Source organism: Sinorhizobium sp. Y406 (assembly GCF_058732025.1).
This window is the reverse complement of record NZ_CM178975.1, coordinates 165022-185849: the sequence shown is the minus strand read 5'-3', so window position 1 is coordinate 185849 and position 20828 is coordinate 165022. Positions and strand designations below refer to the sequence as shown.

The window sequence follows — 20828 nt, the reverse complement described above, 5'->3', positions numbered from 1 at the left end:
TCGGCGGCTGAACTTCACCCCGGTGCCACAAACAAAAGCGGACGCAAAGGTAGGAATCATGAAGGCCAATGAAGTCGAGCTCCTGTGCACTCTAGGCCCCGCTTCCCTCAATGACCGGGTAATCCATTGGCTGGAGCGCGCCGGCACTTCGCTGTTGCGCCTCAACTTGTCGCACACGAAGGTCGAGGATCTCGAGAGAATCGTCGAATTCGTCCAGAAGCGCACATCCATTCCTCTTTGCCTCGACACGGAAGGCGCGCAGGTCCGTACCGGCCCACTGGCCGACGGAAAAGTGACCGTGCGGGAGAACCGGTTCTTCACGGCTCGGGCCCGGCCGGTCGCTGGCGACCAATTCAGTATCAGCCTTTACCCGGCCTATATCGTCAGCCAGCTGAATGTCGGCGACTTCATCAGCATCGATTTCAACGCGGTTCTCTCGCAGGTGGTGGAGAAACGGGGTGAAGAAGTCGTCCTGCGAATCCTCAACGGTGGGGAGATCGGGCCCAACAAGGCCGTGACGGTACAGCGTCCGCTCGAGATGCCGCCGCTGACCGAGAAGGATCGTGCGTCAATTGCCATCGGCCTCCGCTTGGGCATTCGCCACTTCGCGCTTTCCTTCGCTCATCGCGCGTCGGACGTCGATGTCATTCGGTCACTCGCGGGCAGCGATGCAGTGATCATCTCGAAGATCGAATGCATGAGCGGCCTGCGCAATCTCACGGCAATTGCCGAAAAGTCGAATGCAATCCTGATCGATCGCGGCGACCTCTCCCGGGAAGTGCCTATCGAGCAGATCCCCGCAATCCAGAAAATGATCATCCGCAACGCGAAAGCGCATGGCGCGAAGGCCTATGTCGCGACGAATCTGCTCGAGTCGATGACAAGCGCGCCGACACCAACGCGCGCGGAGGTCAACGATATCTACAACACCCTCTCCGACGGAGCCGACGGCTTGGTTCTGGCGGCCGAAACCGCAATCGGCGAATATCCGGTGAACTGCGCGCGCATGGTGGTGAAGGTTGCCCAGCAATTCCAGCGCAACATGAGTGCCGGCACACGACCCATTCGCGTCCGTGCCTCGTCGCTGATGGGCGGCGTCGAGCCGCATGGCGGGCGTCTCATTTGTCAGACGATCGCCCCAGGTGAAAATCCGCAGCTGACGGACCTGCCGACGTTCATGGTCAGTGACGAGGAACTGACCGATGTCGAGCAGATTGCCCGCGGCACCTTTTCGCCGCTTCGCGGTTTCATGGACAGGGAATGCCTGGAAAGCGTGCTGGAGTTCAATCGGCTCCCGTCCGGCCTGGTCTGGACAATGCCGATGTTGCTACCGGTCCCGAAGGAGGTCGCAGACCGCCACCGGAGAGGCGATCGCGTGCTGCTCTCCACCAACCGCGGAGCGCCGCACTCGCTCCTCGAAATTACCGATGCCTATAAGTTCGACCCGCATCTTCTCGCCCGCAAATGGTTCGGTACCGACTCGCGCGAGCATCCCGGCGTCGCCCGCGTGCTGATCCGTGGCGGACATTTCCTGTCAGGCAACGTCACGCTCGTTCAACCACTGCCCTTGCCCTACCGGCGTTACGACCTCACCCCGGCGCAGCTGCGAACCGTTTTCGCGCACAAAGGCTGGAGCCGGGTGGTCGCCTTTCACACCCGTAATCTCGTCCACCGCGGCCACGAGATGATCCAGATCGAGGCGCTGGAGCGCACCTACGCGGACGGCCTTTTGATCAACCCGATCGTTGGGCCTACGAAGCGCGGGGATTTTCTTCCGCATCTCATCCTCGACGGCTATCAGGCGATGCTGGATTACGGCGTCTACCCGTCCGGCAAGGTGGTGCTCGCAAGCTTCATCACCTATCCCCGGTTTGCCGGCCCGCGCGAGGCGGTCTTCACGGCCCTCTGCCGCAAGAACATGGGCTGTACCCATTTCATCATCGGGCGCGATCACTCCGGTGTCGGCAGCTTCTACGGGCCGAATGCCGGCCGGGAATTGTTCGATGAACTCGGCGATCTGGGGATAGTGCCGATCTTCTTCGGCGCCATTGGCTACGACCTACAGTCAGAGCGCTATGTCGACCTCAAGGCCTGCGAGTCCGCCAGGCCGATCAGCGGCACGGAAATTCGCCGCGCGCTGATGGCGGGAGAGGCGCTGCCGAACTGGATGATGCGCTCCGAGGTCCAGGACATTGTGCGCGCCGAATTGATGATGAAACATTCGCTGTTCCAGGAATAGTTCACGGGTTGGAGAGAAACGATGGCTAAAGGAATGCAGGCACTGGACCCTGAAGTTCGGCGGGGAGACTCTGACCCGCAAGGTGGAAGCGTGCTTTGGCTGCTTGGGCCAACCTCGGCCGGCAAGACGACGCTTGCGACCCGCGTCGTTGCAGATCTCAGGAAGAACGGTATTCCAGCCATTCTCTTCGACGGGGACGAGGTCCGCGATTTCTTTGGCGAGGGACTGGGCTTCGGCACGGGAAGCCGGCTGCGTGTGGTTTCAGTGCTAGTGCATTTGGCCAACAAGGCGGCAGATGCCGGCCTCAATGTCGTTGTCGCCGCCCTGACGGCCGGTCAGGATGCGCGCGATCACGTGCGTGAAAACGTAAAGAACCTGACGCTGGGCTACGTCTCCTGCTCAATCCAGGGGTGCGCGCAAAGAGATCCGAAGGGACTTTACCGCCGGGCGATGCGCGGCGAGATCGATACCCTCATCGGCTACAACGACGCCTACCAACCACCGGACGATCCGGACCTGGTGCTGGATACCGAAGCCCATTCCCTCGAGGAACTCGCCGGGCGTATCGTCGCCTCGTATGTTCGCGCATAGTCCGGGGGCCGCCAGTGCGTCGTCCCCAGCATTTGCACGCCTCAGCGCCTCTGGTGGCATGATGAGCGATTCCGAGCTTGCCCGCTTCTTCCTCTCTCTGGTCCTGCTGCTGGTCGGCGCACTCGGCGGCGGCCACGTATTCGAGCGTCTGAAACTACCGCGCGTGATCGGCGAGATCGTCGGTGGAATTGTCCTTGGACCGTCGGTTCTTGGAGTCATTTCGCCAGTCGCGCATCAATGGGTGTTTGCCGGCTTCCCCGCCCAGGGCCCGCTTCTGTCCGCCTTCTATTGGTTCGGCCTCGTGCTCTTAATGTTCACTGCGGGCTTCAACATGCAGGCGGACGGGGCGGGAGGATCACGTCGCATCATATCGGCACTCGTAGTCGGCGCGCTGATCATCCCGTTCGCGCTCGGTTACGCGACTGCACCCCTGTTTGCGGACACGCAACTCGGCGAATCCTTCGCGTTCCAGCTGGTGATGGGCATCGCAGTGGCGGTCACGTCGATCCCGGTCATCTCGCGCATCTTTCTCGACCTCGGTCTGATGAGCACGCCGTTCGCGCGCAACATCATCGGCGCGGCGACGATCCAGGACCTCATCCTCTGGACGATCCTTGCCGTCGCCACGGCGGTGCAGCACGGGGACGCCACCGATGCTGCAGGTATTGCCCGTGTCATCGCCGTTACCGCCGCTTTCGTGCTCGTCTCGCTCTTCTTTGCACCAGCGGGCGTGCGTGCGATCCGTCGATGGGTCGTCGGGAAGTCGAGCGAAGCGTCTTTGACCGGGTATACGATGTTGCTTTGTCTGATCTTCGTCGCCGCCGCGAGCCTGCTGGAGGTGAACATTGTTTTTGCCGCGCTCGTCGCGGGTCTTGTAATGGCGCGACTGCCCTCCCGCCACCTGGCTCCCGTCAAACAGCACATAGCCGATATCACGATCTGGTTCTTCGTGCCGATCTATTTCGCCCTCGTCGGGCAGCGACTTGACCTGGCGCAGCAGTTTGACGGCACCCTCACCCTGCTGTTCATCGCCGCCAGCACAGCAATAAAGCTTGCAAGCTGCACGATCGCCGCGAGGACCGCCGAGACGGATTGGCTTCGGGCCCTCGACTATGGCATTGCCATGAATACCCGCGGCGGGCCGGGCATCGTGCTGGCGAGCGTCGCCCACGCTGCCGGCATCATCGATGACCGCATGTTTACCGCACTGGTGCTCGCCTCGATCCTGACCTCGCTTGCGACCGGGTTGTGGCTACGCTGGCGGCTGGTGCGCGATCCGAAGGTTTTTGCGCCTTTGGCGCGGCTACCGGCAGAGTGAGTGCAGCGCACATGTTACCGCAAGTCGACCTTTGACGCTGTTCCCGCAGGAAGGCAGGGAGGATGGGATGATCCCGCAAGAGGCAATTGAACGAAATGCCGTACCGGTACCGGCCGATCACGTGCAGCCCGGTCTTGTGACCCAGGCGCAGCTTGTGCGCCTCCACGGTCAGAACATTCTTTTCAGCGCATCCCAGCGCGCCATCTTCGCGTTAAGCGAGACGGCCGCCGATATCTGGCTCGCGCTGCAGGAAGGTGCACCGCCGGAGAGTATCCCGCGCAGGATCTTGCGTGGCCGTCTTGGTCCGGTCAGTGCAAAGGAACACGTCCGGGCCGCGCTCGACGAATGGGAACGCCTGGGTTTGATTAGGCCTCCGGCCCCATCGATCTCCACCTGCCCTGACAACCGGTTGAGCCAAACGCTTGCCGTTGCGGGCCGTGCCATCCGGATCGTCTATCCGGCGGCCCATGCCTTCCCTGCGATCACCGTCTTCAGCCACCTTGAGGTACAACAGGAGAAGGCGAACACGCTTTTTGAGCTGGTCGATCATGGGGACCGGATCCACTTGTTTCGCGACGGTGAATGGCTTCGGACCTGCGTCCCCGAGGAGATTGCCACCGTGCTGAAAGGGGAATTGCTGGCCGAAGCGCTCAAGCACGGTACCTATGAACTGGCCCTCCACGCCGCCGCACTTTCCAGAAGCGAGCGCCTGGTCCTGCTCTGCGGCGATCCGGGCGCCGGCAAGACGACGTTGACCTTGGCCTTGGCCCATGCGGGGTTCGGTTTCGTTTCGGATGATGTCACGCTTTTGAACGCGGATGGGCAAGGTGTCGGCCTTCCATTTGCCGCCGCCGTCAAGTCGGGTGCATGGCCTCTTCTCGGCCAACACTATCCCAACCTCTATACGAAGCCGGTCTTCAGACGCCCGGACCGAAAGCGGGTGCGCTACGTCGTGCCGAAGGAATTCTCGCTAGGGTCGCTGTCGCCCCGGCCCATCGATTGGGTGCTTCTGCTCCACAGGGACAGCACCTCCAGCTCCCATCTCGCCCCGGTGGATCCGGTCGGTGCGTTGCGCGGTCTGCTCAACGGTGCCTTTGCGCCCGGCCGGGAGCTAAGCAGCTCCGCCTTTGATGTACTGACGCAGGTGATCGGATCGGCACGGATCTGCCGTCTCACCTATTCCCGGCTGAAGGATGCCGTCGAATTGATCGAGGGAGCGTGCCGATGATGCGCGCCGGCAAGGCGCTTGACTCCCTGGTCACCGGCCTTCACGGCCGCGTAGCCGACGAGGCCGAGTGGGAGGCGGTGGTCGCACTTGCAAACCACACGCTGCTCACGCCCGCCTTGTTCGCGTCTCTCGCACAGTCGGGCCAGATCAACCGGCTGCCACGCGATGTGCATGACTATCTCGCTTTCATCCACGACCGGAACCGGCACCGCAACCTGAGGCTAAGGGAGCAGTTGAGCGAAGCCGTTGCCGCTCTGAATGGTGCAGGTATCGTTCCAATTCTGCTCAAGGGAGCCATACCGATTTTTCTTTCCCCGGTCGAGCGGCTGCCCAACAGGATGACGAGTGATCTCGATATCGCCGTGGAAGCCGACGAAGAGGCCCCCGCCAGAGCCTGCCTCGAAGAGCGCGGCTACCGTCAGGTGCCGGACGATCGCGGCATGTCACGTCCGCAGGATGCCGGTATCTTGGAGCTCCGGCCGTACCGGCCGGACGGCTTCCTGCGCCAGCAGCCTACAGAGCGGAATGGCCTTCTGGTGACGATTCCTCTTCCTCAGGCCCGCGCCATGCACTGGATCATGCATGACCTCATCAAGGAGGGAGACTACTGGCGGGGGCGAATGGATCTCCGGCACCTGTACGACCTGGCCCGATTGTCCGACAGTGAGCATCTCGACTGGGCGGAGCTGCGCAAGGCGATGCTGGACAAGAGCACTCGCAATGCGCTCGACACGCAACTGCTGTCCATGCACCACTTCTTCGGCACGAAAATACCCGTCGAGAGCGCCGGGTGCCTGACGGCGCGCCTGCAGCACTGGAGACGCGTGTTTACCGTCAGGCACCCAGTCGTCGGCGCGCCGCTGCGCCTTGCCGGCAACGTGATATGGGGCTTGAGGCGGCTTTCGCGTGCCCAAGAATTGGCGCGCCGCAACCCGGTCGATCTCGCACGCCGTATAGGCCTAATCCTTTCGAACAGGGGTCTACGCTCGAAGATCTAAGGAGCAGCACCCAAGACATTGATTGCCGCTACACATGCTGAAATGCTACGTTCAATTTGATCTATAAGTACTTCCAAAGGAGCCACGGCGATGGAACATGAAAACGGCTCAGAGAAGGTCCCAGAGGAACTGGAAACGGAAGCGCAGGCAAGGAGAGATTTTCTCAAGAAGGCCGGGCGGTTTGCCGTGGTTACACCACCAGCGATCACCCTTCTGCTTGGCACAAGCCTGAGTTCGCGCGCCATTGCCAAGTCCAATGGCTCACGCCCCGGCTACGGCTGGGGGGACAAGAATCATTACCACTACGGTCCTCCCGGACTTCAGAAGCTCCTGGGCCTCAAGAAGAACTCGTGGAAGGGCTAGACTTCCGCAGCCGTGGCAACTTAAAAAGATGGAAGAGGCACCTTTATCCGGCATGAAGCGCGGCGTAAAGGAGCCTCTGATATGTTCAAAACCAAACAGAGCGATGCGCGAACGCATGTGAGCGCATCCCGCTCGCGCAATGGCAACTGTAGCGCGCATCAAAGTCGGCGGGAACGCCGGCTTTTTTATTTTATTTCAAGTCACTTTCACGACAGCAGGAGATCGTTGCGCAGGAAGTTGTCGTCATGGAACTGGCTGAGGTGCACGCCGAGCAGCAGGAGCTGATCACCGGTGGCCAGATTCGCCAGGACATTCGAGCCCTGGTCCGTGGCAATCTGGCGGAACGCGCTTGCGTTCTGGATCCCGTAGGCCCTCAAATCCAACACGTCGCCGCTTGCGGCGCCTGGGCGGAAATTCAAAATTGTGTCCTGTCCGTCGCCCGTGTGGAATGCGAACAGGTTCTGATTGTTACCACCGACGAGCGTATCACTTCCACGCCCGCCGATCAGGGTGGCATTGCCGCCGAGCCCCCATAGATAATCGGCACCGCTGGTGCCGTTCAGCACGTACCCGCCATCGACGATCGTCGGCACACGTCCCGCAGGTGTCGGGACAAAATAGGAGTCCGTGAGAACGCTGGTTGCTGTCGTGCCGTTGAAGTTACTCACGCGATAGAATTCGATCAGCATCCCGGCGTCCGTGACCGTCACGAGACTTGCGCCAACATCTGGAACGTCGCGCCCGGCACCCCCGAGACCCGTGGTCGTATAGGGGAGTTGAACGCCGTCGCCATTGTCGTCTCGGTTCTCGCGATAATAGTTGTGCTGGTGGCCGGCGAACACCGCGTTGACGCCCCAGGGCTCGAATGGCCAGCGCATGGTGGACGTGCTGCCGCTTGGATTGTAGGGCGTATGATGGAAGAAGGCGACGTTTAAGCTCGCATTCGACGAATCGAGGATGGACTTCATCCATTGGCCCTGGGTCGACGTGGAACTCCGGCCATCCGGCTCATCACTGTCGCTGTTAAGAGCGAAGAAATGGACCGGCCCGATCTGAAAGTCGTAGTAGCGCTCATTGTCGGGCAGGGTGAAATAGTCGAGATATGCGGCAACATTTCCGTCGTTATATTCGTGATTGCCGAGTGTCGGGAAGAAGCGGTTGAAGGCACTGCCGCTACCGAATGCACCGCGGTAATTGCTGATGAACTCGTGGAATTGCTGACCAACGGCGTTATCGAGTGTCTGCGGCGCATAGACATTGTCGCCGACCGTTAGAATGAAGTTCACGTTCCAGCTTTTTACGAGCGCCGCAACCGCTTTTTCACCGGACAAGTCGGTATCGCCATAGTCGCCGAAGATGGCGAAACGGTACAGCGTTTGCGGTCCTAGCTGCGAAACGACGTCGACCGTGTAGGCCTGGGTCGCACTGCTTCCGTCTGACGAGGTCGCCGTTACCGCGAGGGCGATCGACGGCTCAAGCTGCGCATTGAGCGTTCCTGTGCCGGAACGGGTGATGACGCCCGTCTGGGCATCAATGACGAAGCGCGAGTCGCTGATGCTGTAGGTGACCGTCGCGCCGGCGTCCGGATCCTTAGCTGAGGCCGTAATTCCAACCCTGGTGCCTGCGGAAGCGCTTTGGAGAATCCGGTTGGCGGTTGCATCGGAGTCGGCCGGCGTATTGAAGGCGACCGGTTCCGGACTGTCGAGCAGGTTCAGCGTAAACGTCCGGGTTGCCGTGCTTCGGTCTGACGAGGTCGCCGTCACCGTTAGCGTGATCAGCGCTTCGGTTTCGAAATCAAGCGAGCCAATAGCCGAACGCGTGATTTCCCCACTGGAGTTGATGGCGAACCGCGAGTCGTTGACGCTGTAGGTCACCGTGTCGCCGGCATCGGGATCACTGGCAGAGGCGGTGATCCCCACCTTCATGCCTTCGGTGGCCAATTCGGCGATCTGGTTGGCGGTGGCGTCGATATCGTCGGGGTCGTTGAAGGCGACCGGATCGCTCGCCGGCGGTACGTAATACTCTAGGTGAAGCAGCGGCGCCGCTTCGGGCCGGCTATCGTAGGCCCGGGCGTTGCGGGTTCCTGTGCCGGTAATCAGGAACACCATGTCGTTGAGCGCCGCCCAGCCGAAACGGTCGACGATCTCTTGCACGACCGCGGCCAGGTCAGGCGTGCGCTGGGCAAGGCCGGCCTCACCGCGAGTGGTCCAATCCGGAGGCTGCCAGGCTACAGCCGCGTCGGTCATCAAGCGTGACGACGCGTTGAACTTGGCGGTAGTGAAAGCCGCCGCATCATCCGCATCCTCGCCACGGATCATCAGCGATACGGTCCCGGTCGTAACGGTGTCAACGGTGAACTGGATATAGGCCTTGGTGATGATTGCGCCCTTTGGGATGTCAAGCCCCGTGAACCGTATGCCAACCGTCTGATTGCTGCTGCCATCGACCGCCAGTTCGAGATCGCTGCTGGCAATCGACATTGAGCCCGTGGGTCCCTCCTCCACATCGTCGGCGCTTGTCATGACTCTCCTCTCCAGGATCGTCGACGTGACGTTGCTTACAACGGAGACGCTGAAGCTTTCGGTGGCCGTGCTTCCGTCGGACGAGGTCGCCGTGACAACCAGGTTAATCGACGGCTGGGATTGCGCGTTGAGCGTGCCGATGCTCGAGCGGGTGATGACGCCATTGGCATCGATTGCAAAGCGGTTGTCGTTGACGCTGTAAGTGACGATCGATCCGGCATCGGGATCTCTGGCCGAGGCTGTGATCCCGACCCGGGTTCCGACGGCAGCATTATCCACAAGGCGATTTGACTCGAGGTCGGCGTCGGGCGGCGTGTTGAACGCGACAGGCTCGGGGCTGTCGAGAACGTTGACGGTGTAGGTCCGGGTGGCGGTGCTTCTGTCGGACGAGGTGGCCGTCACCGTCAGCGTGATTGACGTCTCGGTCTCAAAGTCGAGCATGCCGAAGCCCGACCGGGTGACGACGCCGTTCGGATCGATGGCAAAGCGGGGATCATCGACGCTGTACCTGACTATATCGCCGGCGTCGGGATCGCTTGCGGAAGCAGTAATGCCGATCGGGGCGCCGGCCGCGGCAAGTTCGGCGATCTGATTGGCGGTAGGATCGCTATCCGCCGGGCTGTTGAACACGACCGGATCGCCGGTTGACGGAACGTAGAATTCGATATGGAGGAGCGGCGCCGATTCGGGCCTGCTGTCATAGGCCCGGGCGTTGCGCGTGCCGCTGCCTGTGATCAGAAAGACCATGCCGTTGAGCGTTGCCCAACCGAAGCGATCGACGATCTCTTGTACGATCGCGCTGAGATCCGGCGTCCGTTGCTCGAAACCGGCCTCGCCACGGACGGTCCAATCCCCCGGCGACCAAGAGACGGCTGCGTCGGTGGTGAGGCGTGACGATACGCTGAACTTCGCGGTCGTGAAGGCGGTCGCGTCATCCGCATCCTCGCCGCGGATCGACAGCGATACCGCGCCGGTGCTCACCTGGTCGGTCGTGAACTGAATATAGGCACCAGTGATGATCGCGCCTGGCGGGATGTCGATGCCGGTAAAGCGGATCCCGACGGTCTGGATCTTCGTGCCATCGACCGCCAGTTCGAGATCGCTGCTGTTGAGGGTAACTGTGCCCTTGGCATTTTCCTCCACGTCGTCGATGCTGGCCGCGACCCTTGCCTCGAAGATGGTCGGGGTGGCACTGCTTTCGGTAGCAATGCTCTCGCCCGCCATGGCAGAGAAGGTCGCTGTCTCGTCGGTGCCGGTTGCCAAACGCGCCTGCTCCATTTCCTGCGGCGCATCTTCTTCCGCATCGGTCACGGTCACTGATATATTCCGGCTATCCGTCTGACTGCCCGAGTCAGTTACCGTGACCTGCACGTGGTGGATACTGTCCCGATCGACATCGCCCGGATTTTCGAAGTCCGGCGGCGACACGAAGGCGAGCGCGCCTGAGGCGTCATCGATCGAGAACAGCGCAGAATCAGGGCCGCTCGTAATGGCGTAGGAAAGCCCTGCCCCATCGGCATCGGCGTCGTCGTTCGCCCGGGGGTCGAGCACAGCAATTTGGTTCTCGATGACCGATACCGAGACAGGGCTGGTCAAGACCGGTGCTGCGTTTAGAGGCGGCGGGTAGATGAGGTCAGCCGTCGTGCCGGCAGTATTGCCGGCTGCGTCCGTCGCGCTGGCGCTATAGCTGACGCTCTCGCCTGCATAGCTCGCGTCAAGGAATTCCCACAGACCCGAGGCTGCCGCAGCCACCGTACCGAGCAAGGTGAAATTGCGGTAGATGTCGACACTCGCTCCCGCCTCGGCGGTACCTGTCAGCAGCAGCCCAGTCTCATCCGGCGTGGCCGAGGCAATCTCCGGCGTCGCAATGAAGCTGTCGATGGAAGCGACGAAGGAATAGGAGATCTGCCGGTCCCTGCCCTTGCCGGTTTCGGCCGTGAAGCCGTAGGTATCGTCGACAAGATCGGGAGTCGTGAAACTCCAACCGCCGGTCTCGTCGGACCTCGTCGTACCCACAAGAAGCCCATCGGCATAGATGCGCACGATCACACTTGGGTCGGCTGTGCCGTTCAATGTGACCGTCGGGTCGTTGGTCAACCGATCGCCCTTAATGCCGGAATCGACGCTGAACTCGGTGATTGCGGGTTTGATGCCAGGAAATCGAACCGATCTAGCCATGTCGAATCTCCTTTGCTTGCGCTAGTCCCGGACGGGGTAGAATCGGGAAGGTGCCGGTGTCTTCCGCAAGCCTCCGGTCACCCGGAAGCATGCCTGATCGCGCACGTGTGCGATTTTGGATGACGCGGACCATCACGGGTCTTTTCCCGCTCAAGCCAGCAGCCAGTTGTCGATCAGGAATTCGTAGACTTTTCCGTCGTTCTCGTTCGGGTTCGAGTCGTTGTCGACGCCACGATCGACGATGTAGAGGCTCATTTTATTCGCATCGCCACTGCTCGGCGCGAGGGCCAGCCCGGCCGGACTGCGGGCACCGGCCGCGGATATATCCAGTGTACCCAGCAATTCTCCCGTCGGCGTTACCATTGCCACCTTGGTCCGCGACGCGATGACGTAAAGCAGGTCGTGGGCAGGATCGTACTCCACGCCTTCAGGGTCGTTGATTCCGAGCGACGCAACGGAGAAACTCGACACGATGTCATCGCCACCGACCGAGGATACGCCGTCGAACCTGCCGTTCGCGCCGGGATTTACCGTGTAGATGGTGTCGCCCACGCCGTCCGCGATATACAGGACCCCGCGCTTGGTATCGTATGTTATCCCTTCGGGATCCTTGCTCCCGAATGCGGATGTCTTGAATGAGGTCACGACATCATCGGACGTGTTGTAGAGCCCGTCCGAGCCGGGGTTGAGCTCATATACGCTTCTGGTGCCGGTATCATCGGTAAAAAAGAGGTGGCGATTGAAGGGATTGTAGGCAACGCCGGTCGGCTCGTCCGAGAAGCTCGTGGTGGAGAACGAGCCCACGAGCTGGCCCCCGAGGGTCATCTCGAAGGCGTTCTTGCCGGTAAAGATCGACATCTCGTTGACCTCACCATCGGAAACAAACAGCCTGCCCAGATGAGAGATATAGGCGATTCCGGAGGGATCTGGGCTTGCCGGCGACCATTGCGAGGTCAGCGTTGTCTTGACCAGGGTCAGCGATGTCGGAGGTTGATTGCTCGCACCAGCCGTGACGTTCACATCGAAACTGTAGTTCGCGACACTTTGATCGCTGGACCTCGCAGTTACCGTCAATGTGATCGACGGTTCCGATTGGGCGTTGAGCGTGCCCGTCGCGGATCGGGTGATGACGCCGTTGGCGTCGATGGCAAAGCGGGAATCGTTAACGCTGTAGGTGATCGCCGAACCCGCGTCGGGGTCTGTCGCCGAAGCGGTGATCCCGATCTTCGAACCTGCGGCCGCATCCTGAGAGACGCTGTTGTTATCAGGGTCGGCGTCCGCCGGCGTGTTGAACGTGACCGGCTCCGGGCTGTTGAGAACATTGAGGGTATAGGTCTGGGTCGCGGTGCTCCGGTCGGACGAGGTCGCCGTAACCGCAAGTGTGATCGACGTTTCGGTTTCGAAATCGACGATGCCAATGCCCGAACGGGTGATGACGCCGGTGGTGGCATCGATTACAAAGCGCGCATCATCAATACTGTATGTGACCGCATCTCCGGCATCGGGGTCCCTCGCCGAGGCGGTTATGCCGACCTTCGTGCCTTCGGGGGCCAGTTCGGCGATCTGGTTGGTCGCGGAATCCGCGTCGGCCGGGTTGTTGAAGGCGACGGGATCACTCGCTGGAGGTACATAATATTGGATATGGAGGAGCGGCGCCGCCGCAGCGCTACCCTCGAAGGACTTCGCCGTTCGTGTACCGGTACCGGTGATCAGAAGCACGATATCGTTCAGCGCCGCCCACCCGTCACGGTCGACGATCTCCTGGATGATGGCGGCGAGGTCTGGGGTGCGCTGCGCAGCGCCAGCCTCGCCACGCGTCGTCCAGGCGTCCACGTCCCAGGATACCGACGCGTCCGTCCTAATGCGTGACGACACATTGAACTTGATGGTCGTGAAGTCGCCTGCGTTGTCCGTGTCCTCCCCCTCGATCCGAAGCGCTGCCAGACCGCTGCTCACCTCATCGGTCGTGAACTGGATGTAGGCACTGGTGATTATGGCGCCCGGAGGAATGTCAATGCTGGTGAAGCGTAGCCCCACGATGTGGGGCGTAGAACCATCGTAGCCCAGCTCAAGATCCGAGACATTACTGGAAATCCCGCCCGACTCTCGCTGCTCGATGTCGTCTCCGGCAGCGGCTATTCTTGCCTCGAATGTCGTTGGGGTGGGGCTGCTGGCGGTTACGCTGGTCGCCATCTGAGCCGGTTCGGCTCCATCCGCCGACTGATCCGAAGCCAGCACAGGCTCCTCGTTCGGTGAATAGGTTACGGCGTCCGCAGTCTCCGCCGTATTGCCGGCAGCGTCGGTGGCCCGGGCGCTGTAGGAAGTGCTTCCGCCGCCATAGCCGGTGTCGAGGTATCCCCACAAACCGGAGGAGGTCGCCGTCGCCGTTCCGATCAACGTGCCGTCTCGATAGATATCGACACTCGCTCCCGCTTCGGCAGTCCCGGAGAGCTGTAAGCTATTGTCGGCCGGCTCAATCGAAGTGAATTCCGGGGCGGGGGTGTCGCTGTCGATCGAAATCTCCAAGGGATCGGAGCTCTGCCGCTCGCCGTCTTCTCCCGTTTCGGCAGTGAAGCTGTAGCCGCCGTCGGAAAGCTCGAGCGTCGTGAAGCTCCAGTTACCGTCTTCGCCGGCCATCACCGTTCCCAGCAGGATGCCATCGACCAGGATGCGCAGCGTCAGATTCGGCTCGGCAATTCCGATCAGCGTGAGAGTCCTGTCATTGGTCAGGCGGTCGCCTTGGACGCCGGAATCGACGCTAAAGGCAGTAATCGCGGGTTTCGTACCAGCCATGGCACATCTCCTTTGCGCTGGTTGTTTCCGGTTTGAGTGTAGTGGGTTGCGACTAAGGCAACGTGGGGCGCGATCGCGCTCTTCGGCGTATCTGCAGCAGAGGCGCCCCCCCTGCAGCGGCGGAAAGGATGAAAACTCTCTCGTGGAATAAATCCGCGAGCCATTGTCAGGCGGCCGTCGGAGTTGCGACGACGGCCGCATGACAATGGCTCGCAGTTCAGTTCTGGCGGATCACCGCGTCATCGCGCCCATGCGCGTCGGCGGCGGATCGACAGCTCCTTCCAGTCATCCGGGGCGGCTGCGCTGCAGCCATGGCGCCATGCCGGCGACCAAACGCAATGCTGACCGCCCATCCCGACCTAGGAACAGCGCCGGCAGGACCGAGCACAGCACTAAACCCGCGGCGCAGGACAGCAAGGCCACCTCGAGCAGGATGGTTAGCGGCGTCACCTGAGCCTGGCGCAGCAGATCCGCCGTAACCCAGACACCGGATCCGACCACGCCCGCCAGGGCAATTCCCGGGAAATGTGCAGCGGCGAACTCGAACCAGGAAAGGCCCGTGACCCGCAAGCTGAGTTGCGCCATCAGCATGAAGTTTGTTGCGACGGCCGCGACGACGCCGAACGCCACGCCTGTCACCCCCCACGATTGCCCAATCACGGCGCCGAGTGCGACGGCGGTCACGAATATCGCCTGGCGCCAAGCTCGGGCATAGACGACGCCGGTCGCCCGCGACACGGAGTCGCTGAGCTTGTAGCTGGTGCGGAACAGCATCCCGCAGGCCAGAATCTGGAGGGGAGCGACCACCCCCTGCCATCCCGCGCCGAGCAGGACAAGCACGATCTCGGGCGCCACGATCGCCACGACCACGCTCGCCGGCAGAACAAGCAGCGCACAGGCCGCAACGGAGCTTCGATAGGCCCGGGCGAGCCGTGTCTGCTCCTGCTGGACGAGGGCCATCGTCGGGAAGAGGACGCGGTCGAGAATCTGACCGACGATAACCGCGGGTGTCGTCATCAGTTGGGAGGCGAGTGAGTAAACGCCGAGCGCTTCGGCCCCGAGCCAGCGGCCAACGACAAGCCTGTCGACTTGGCTTGCGAGGTAATTGAAGATACGCGCGAGCGTAAAACCGCCGCCGAAATAGAGCAGTTCACCGATCGCGCGACGTTCCAGCATCAGCCGTTTCGGGTGCGACTGGCCGACAAGAATGGCGAGCATGCGTACGAAGTGCTGGGTGACGAGCGCGCCGACGAGCGCCCAAATTCCGAAGCCGAGGACGGCAAGCACGGGGCCGACTATGACGAAGCCGATCGCAAAGGCGCAAGCGTCGACCGCCGCCAGCCAGCGGAAGCGCAGCGCCCGCTGGGCACAGGCCTGTGCCACCATTGCGACGCCTTGGCATAAGAAGATGATACAGCAGATGCGGACCACCGGAGCCAGCTCAGGAAGTCGCAGCACATCTGCGATGGCGGGCGCGGTGGTCCAGACGAGACCGGCAACGAAAATGCTGAGGATCAGCGATAAGGTGAATCCGACCCGCAAATGGCGCTCCTCGAGTTCAGGTCGCTGCACGATCGCTGGGGCGACACCCAAACCCTCGAAGATCGCTGAGAACTTGATGACGACCAGCGCCGCGGCGTAAAGACCGAATTCATTGGGCGACAGCAGCCGTGCCAGAACCAGGAGCGCGACGAGCTCCGCCACAGCGAGCGCTCCCATGGACAATGCCGTCCAGAACATGCCCACCACACTTCGTTTCGCCAAACCCTGTCGGACGTCGCTCACGCTTTGATCTCCCTGATTGGCCGCCCCAGGCTGACCGCTGTCGGGTCCAGGATGGTCGGGCCGCGATCCGCTTGTTGAAAGCAATTCCCCCTCTTCGCGATTCACCGAAGGGCTGGGGGGAGATCGTAACCGTAAATGCTCATTTCCTGCTCGATCTCTGGCAGGATTGTCCGCAAGCTTTCCGGCTCGAGGCGCAGCCATTTTTCCTGCCGGCCGGGATCGACCATTTCCTTGGCAGCGCGGACGATATCGTCGGTGCAGGCCAGTCCGCAGTGACCATAGATGCGTCGCAATGTAGTTTCGGTATCCTGGATCAGATCCTCATAGCGGATCGTCAGCACCCGTCCCTCCCCGAGTTTCGCGAGATCCTCCCTTGCCTTTCGATTGCAGCGCGCCCATTGACGCGCAATCACCCTCAGTTTGCCGTGCTCCTTCAGATCCCGATCGATCCCGTGATAGCGCGGACCGTAGATCGGCGTGTATTTCTTGCGCAGGATCTTCTTCACGAACATCTGCTTGAAAAAGCCGCCAACATAATAATGCAGTTGCGTTAGCGGCGTCGCGGCCAGGGTTCTCCGCAGACCTTTCAGGGTTTTTGTTCTCTGCCACTTCAATTCCATGGAATTAATGCACGAGAACGGATTCCTCGTGATGTAAAGATACGTGGCCTCCGGAAAGATCTCATGGACATAGGCGACGCGCAGAACGTTTGACGGCGTGTTTTCCATGATCTGGCGATTTCCGTTCCGCAGTTGGAACTCAAGGAAACGGCCGCGAATATAGCGGATCACCTTTTCCGTGGCGTCGCTTGCACCGAATTCATCATGGTGCCGCCCCGGATCGGCGTAGAGCCATAACGTTCTCGGCTCGTACCAGGTCACCACGTCCGGATGCAGGCCGATCAGCTTCTGCGTGATTGTCGTTCCGGACCGATAATTGCCGATCAGAAAAATCGGAGGTCTGAGCTTCGTTACAATCATGTGCGAAATCCCCCATTTAAATCTTGTTACGGATCGGGATACGGCCGGAATTGACCGGCGACCCCGCCGCGCCTCGTATCTACTGGTCGCGAAAAGCCCGCATCATTTGATCCGTCAGAGGCTTCATCAGATACGAGATCACCTTGCGCTCACCGGCCCGGATGAACACCTCGACCGGCATTCCGGGAACGAGCGTCATCTGGCCGAGCCCTTTCAGGCCTTCGGGATGGGGGCTGATACGCACCACGTAGTAGCTCTCGCCAGTGCGCTGATCGCGGGTAATGTCGGCTGCGACCATCGATACCGTCCCGGTCAATTCCGGCGTGCTGCGCAAATTGAAAGCGGTGAACCGAAGCAGCGCTTCCTGGCCGACCAGCAACTGGTCGATGTCCTGAGCGGCGACCTTAGCCTCGACCGTCAACGCGTCCGAGTGAGGCACGACCAGCATGATCGATTCGCCGGCACCGATCACCCCACCGACGGTGTGCACGGTTGATTGATGAATGGTACCGCTTGCGGGCGCGCGAATATTAATGCGCGCCAGCTGGTCCTCTGCCGTGACCTCGCGTTCCTCGAACTCGGCGATCTTGGCGTCGACCTCGCGCAGCTCGCGCCCCGTTTCGCTTGAAAATTCCTTGTCCAGCTGCAACACTTGGAGTTGCACTTCGGCGATCGCGCCCTTGGCCTGCGCAATGTTCGAGATAAGCTGCGCTCGTTCACCTTCGATCCGCGTCGCTTCGCGCTCATAGGCGGTCAGCTTGGAGATCGGCACCAGTTTCTGTTTGACGAGGCTGCGAATGCCCTCGAGTTCGTTGTTGATCAGCTCGATCTCCCTGGCCTTTGCCCTCTCCTGTGCCGAATGGCCTTCGATCTGCTTGCGGAGCTGCTCCATGCGCTCGTGAAGGCGCGCCTTGTTTCCGGCTCGCGCGACGCTGCGCAGCTCGAACAGGCGCTTTTCACTGGCAACCAGCGTCGCCACCTCGGGGGCGACCATCCGGTTCTCGAGCAACGGAGCAAGCGTCATCTGCTCGGCTCCGTCTCGCTCGGCCTCGAGACGGGATTTGCGGGCGTAGAGCTCGTCCAGGCTCTTCGTCACGAAAGCGAGATTGGCACGGGGAACGACGTCGCTAAGCTGAACGAGCAGATCGCCGGTGCTGACTTGACTTCCGTCACGCACGAAGATCTTGCCGACAATGCCCCCGGTCGAATGCTGCACCTTCTTCTCGTTGCTCTCGACGACGACCGCGCCATGCGCGATAACCGCGCCAGAAATGTCCACGGTTGCGGCCCAGCCGCCAACAACGCCGACGAGCAAGGCGATGACCGTCACTCCTCCCATCAGATTACGTTGAATGGACCGCCGGTTGCCTTGCGCTTCTCTAGTCCCGATGTCTGCCATGTGCGGCTATCTCTCCTTGAACGCTGTCAATTCGGCCGATTCGGCGAGATGGCAACGGGCTTCACATTGGCGCTATTGGCTGGCTGCAACGGGTAGAGCTTTGCCAGGACCCGCTCACGCGGCCCCAACATGTGCATCTGCCCCTCCTTCATCGCCAGCACGAAGTCCACCTCGGAGAGGATAGTCGGTCTGTGCGCGACGATGACGACGATGCCGGCGCGCACCTTGATCCCCCGGATCGCCTCAGCGAGCGCGATTTCACCTTCGACGTCGAGGTTGGAATTCGGTTCGTCGAGAACGACAAGGAACGGGTTGCCGTAGAGTGCGCGCGCGAGCGCCACGCGCTGACGCTGTCCCGCCGAAAGAGCGGCGCCGCCCTCCCCGATCTGGGTCTCGTAACCATTGGGCAGGCTGACGACCAGATCATGAACGCCCGCCGCACGGGCGGCGGCCACGACGGCACCGGGGTCGGCATTTGGATCGAAGCGGGCGATATTGTCCGCCACCGATCCCGCAAAAAGTTCGACATCCTGCGGCAGATAGCCGAGATGGCGGCCAAGCTGCTCCGGCGGCCACTGATCGAGCGCCGCTCCATCCAGCTTTACCCAGCCCCCTAACGGCCGCCATGCGCCGACAAGCGCGCGAACGAGGCTCGATTTCCCGGAACCGCTTGGTCCGATGATGCCGAGCCCGGACCCGGCATCCAGATTGAGCTCGATGCCTTGGACAACGACCCGCTGCGTGCCCGGCGCACCGATCATGACCCGATCTACGGTCAGTTTCGATTTTGGCGCCGGAAGCGCCATCGGCTGCGCATCCGGGGGTAGGCGGGCGAGCAACTGGCTGAGCCTGCGCCAGCTCTGGCGGGCACCCACAAAATTGCGCCAATGGGCGATGGCAAGGTCGACGGGGGCAAGCGCCCGACCGACAAGGATCGACCCGGCTATGATAATGCCCGCGGTCGCCTCTCCGTGGATCACCAGCCAGGCGCCCACGCCGAGCATCGCCGACTGGAGCATCAGTCGCAGCGCCCGCGAGACGCTTCCCAGGCCTCCGGTGACGTCACTGACGCGCTGCTGCTGGGCGAGGCACTGGCGACTTGCGTCCTGCCATTGATCGTGCAGGCGCCTTCCCATGCCCATCGCTGCGACGACCTCCGCATTGCGGCGGCTCGCATCGGCCAAAATATTGCGCCGGACGCCCGTCGAAACCGCCGCGCCCGCGGGGTTGCGTGTGAGGAATTCGGTCACAGCCGTGAGGAGAACCAATATGGCAGCCCCGCATATGGCTGTTATCCCGAGGATCGGATGGAAACTCCAGATCACCGCCAGGTAGAAGGGGAGCCAGGGCAGCTCGAAAAGCGCGTTGGGCCCGGGGCCGGAAAGAAATGTACGGACGCTGTCGAGATCGCGCTGCGGCTGCAACCCATCACCCTGATGCCCCACCAGCAGGGGCAGCCTGCATATCGCGGAGAACACCCGTCCTGATACCAACGCGTCGAGTTCGGTGCCGATCCGGGTCATGACGCGTCCGCGCACGATGTCGATGATGGCCTGCCCAAGAAAGAGAATCCCGGCCAGCATTGCCAGGCCGACCAGCGTTGGAACGCTGCGGCTGGGCAGCACGCGATCATAGACCTGCAGCATGAAGACCGCACCGTTCAGCATGAGGATGTTGCTTACGCCACTGAAGAGCGCAACGCTTGCAAGCGCTCCCTTGCAGGAGCCAAGGGCACTCGCCAACTCCGAGCCCGGCGCCGGCTTGCCGCGTCCGGCAAGGAAAACGGGAAGCGTCGTCGTCGGTGGATGCTGCGAAACACCTGTCCGCCTCTGCCGTTCCGGAGCAAGCAGCAGCAACAGGCCGAGGCTTCCCGCCATCAGCCAGAGCGGGAACCCGTCCGCCGCGCCCAGCACGTCTTGAAACGACGCGACACCAGGCAAGTACCCGGTCAGGGCGGTAAGCGCCCCACCGCTTGCATCGCCGAGCGGTTCAGGCACAAGACGAGCCACCAATCCGGCCTGCGCGAGAGCGATGAGGACCAGGACCACCCCAACAATCTGCCATTTGGTGAGGCCGCGGCGATAACGGCTGCGGCGCGTGTTTCTGCGGCGACCTTTCGGCCGCAACAGCTCTTTGCCAATCGGCCTTGCAAGGCGCGGCACCGCGCGTAGGTGGCTCGTCAAAACGACAAGCGCGGTTCCGAGGACCATCACCGTAGCCGCCGGAGTGAGATCAGTTATACCGAGCTTCGCACTCTCGGGACCGCTGACACCGGGTCGATCCGGTAGAAAGGTTCCCCAGGACCCCAGGAGCGCCTTGAGCGGGCCGAGGAGATCAAGGAAACGCAACTGGACAAACCAGGCAAATCCAAAAAGCAACATGATAAAGCCCAGACTCGTGCCGAGCTGGGCGAACAGGATCCGCCGCACTTTCT

General features: G+C 61.6%; 11 protein-coding genes and 2 pseudogenes. 6 read left to right on the top strand and 7 right to left on the bottom strand.

Annotated elements, in window-relative coordinates:
- The first annotated feature begins 58 nt into the window (after positions 1-58).
- The 6 genes from AC4P1R_RS17825 (at position 59) to AC4P1R_RS17800 (ending at position 6737) form a co-directional block, all read left to right on the top strand.
- On the top strand, positions 59-2239 hold the full coding sequence (locus tag AC4P1R_RS17825; protein ID WP_069460139.1) for a pyruvate kinase: 2181 nt from the start codon (positions 59-61) through the stop codon (positions 2237-2239).
- A gap of 90 nt (positions 2240-2329) precedes the next feature.
- Entirely contained in the window at positions 2330-2830 is a 501-nt protein-coding gene (locus AC4P1R_RS17820; RefSeq protein ID WP_492178372.1) for an adenylyl-sulfate kinase, read from the top strand.
- A 61-nt stretch (positions 2831-2891) separates the two neighbouring features.
- Complete coding sequence (locus tag AC4P1R_RS17815) at positions 2892-4148, top strand: cation:proton antiporter (protein WP_492178371.1); 1257 nt, start codon at positions 2892-2894, stop codon at positions 4146-4148.
- A 67-nt stretch (positions 4149-4215) separates the two neighbouring features.
- Entirely contained in the window at positions 4216-5376 is a 1161-nt protein-coding gene (locus AC4P1R_RS17810) for an aldolase (RefSeq protein WP_069460137.1), read from the top strand.
- Positions 5373-6374: a nucleotidyltransferase family protein gene (locus AC4P1R_RS17805; RefSeq protein ID WP_069460136.1), complete on the top strand. Its 1002-nt coding sequence runs from the start codon at positions 5373-5375 to the stop codon at positions 6372-6374. Before AC4P1R_RS17810 ends, AC4P1R_RS17805 begins: the two co-directional genes overlap by 4 nt.
- A 90-nt stretch (positions 6375-6464) precedes the next feature.
- A complete protein-coding gene (locus AC4P1R_RS17800; RefSeq protein WP_273362010.1) occupies positions 6465-6737 on the top strand; it encodes a hypothetical protein in 273 nt (90 codons plus the stop codon).
- Between the two features lie 206 nt (positions 6738-6943).
- Here the strand turns inward: AC4P1R_RS17800 and AC4P1R_RS17795 are convergent.
- From AC4P1R_RS17795 to AC4P1R_RS17765, 7 genes and pseudogenes are all read right to left on the bottom strand, one after another.
- Positions 6944-8092: pseudogene (locus tag AC4P1R_RS17795) on the bottom strand (metallophosphoesterase family protein); the annotation flags it as partial.
- Positions 8093-10909: 2817 nt separating this feature from the next.
- A pseudogene (locus AC4P1R_RS17790) lies at positions 10910-11437 on the bottom strand (Ig-like domain-containing protein); the annotation flags it as partial.
- Positions 11438-11587: 150 nt separating this feature from the next.
- Positions 11588-14230 (bottom strand): Ig-like domain-containing protein, encoded by a 2643-nt coding sequence (locus AC4P1R_RS17785; RefSeq protein ID WP_273362014.1) that lies wholly within the window; start codon positions 14228-14230, stop codon positions 11588-11590.
- A gap of 285 nt (positions 14231-14515) precedes the next feature.
- Positions 14516-16015, bottom strand: a complete 1500-nt coding sequence (locus tag AC4P1R_RS17780) for a lipopolysaccharide biosynthesis protein (protein WP_083265407.1) — start codon at positions 16013-16015, stop codon at positions 14516-14518.
- A 101-nt stretch (positions 16016-16116) separates the two neighbouring features.
- Positions 16117-16995: a sulfotransferase family protein gene (locus AC4P1R_RS17775; protein WP_069460132.1), complete on the bottom strand. Its 879-nt coding sequence runs from the start codon at positions 16993-16995 to the stop codon at positions 16117-16119.
- A 79-nt stretch (positions 16996-17074) separates the two neighbouring features.
- On the bottom strand, positions 17075-18394 hold the full coding sequence (locus AC4P1R_RS17770) for an HlyD family type I secretion periplasmic adaptor subunit (protein ID WP_069460131.1): 1320 nt from the start codon (positions 18392-18394) through the stop codon (positions 17075-17077).
- 26 nt (positions 18395-18420) lie between these two features.
- Complete coding sequence (locus AC4P1R_RS17765) at positions 18421-20136, bottom strand: type I secretion system permease/ATPase (RefSeq protein ID WP_273362018.1); 1716 nt, start codon at positions 20134-20136, stop codon at positions 18421-18423.
- Positions 20137-20828 lie beyond the last annotated feature (692 nt).

Excerpts from the sequence above, each read along its gene's own strand:
- AC4P1R_RS17770 (WP_069460131.1), bottom strand. The coding sequence starts at position 18,394 with ATGGCAGACATCGGGACTAGAGAAGCGCAAGGCAACCGGCGGTCCATT.
- AC4P1R_RS17775 (WP_069460132.1), bottom strand. The coding sequence starts at position 16,995 with ATGATTGTAACGAAGCTCAGACCTCCGATTTTTCTGATCGGCAATTAT.
- AC4P1R_RS17825 (WP_069460139.1), top strand. The coding sequence starts at position 59 with ATGAAGGCCAATGAAGTCGAGCTCCTGTGCACTCTAGGCCCCGCTTCC.
- AC4P1R_RS17785 (WP_273362014.1), bottom strand. The coding sequence starts at position 14,230 with ATGGCTGGTACGAAACCCGCGATTACTGCCTTTAGCGTCGATTCCGGC.
- AC4P1R_RS17815 (WP_492178371.1), top strand. The coding sequence starts at position 2,892 with ATGAGCGATTCCGAGCTTGCCCGCTTCTTCCTCTCTCTGGTCCTGCTG.
- AC4P1R_RS17805 (WP_069460136.1), top strand. The coding sequence starts at position 5,373 with ATGATGCGCGCCGGCAAGGCGCTTGACTCCCTGGTCACCGGCCTTCAC.
- AC4P1R_RS17800 (WP_273362010.1), top strand. The coding sequence starts at position 6,465 with ATGGAACATGAAAACGGCTCAGAGAAGGTCCCAGAGGAACTGGAAACG.
- AC4P1R_RS17810 (WP_069460137.1), top strand. The coding sequence starts at position 4,216 with ATGATCCCGCAAGAGGCAATTGAACGAAATGCCGTACCGGTACCGGCC.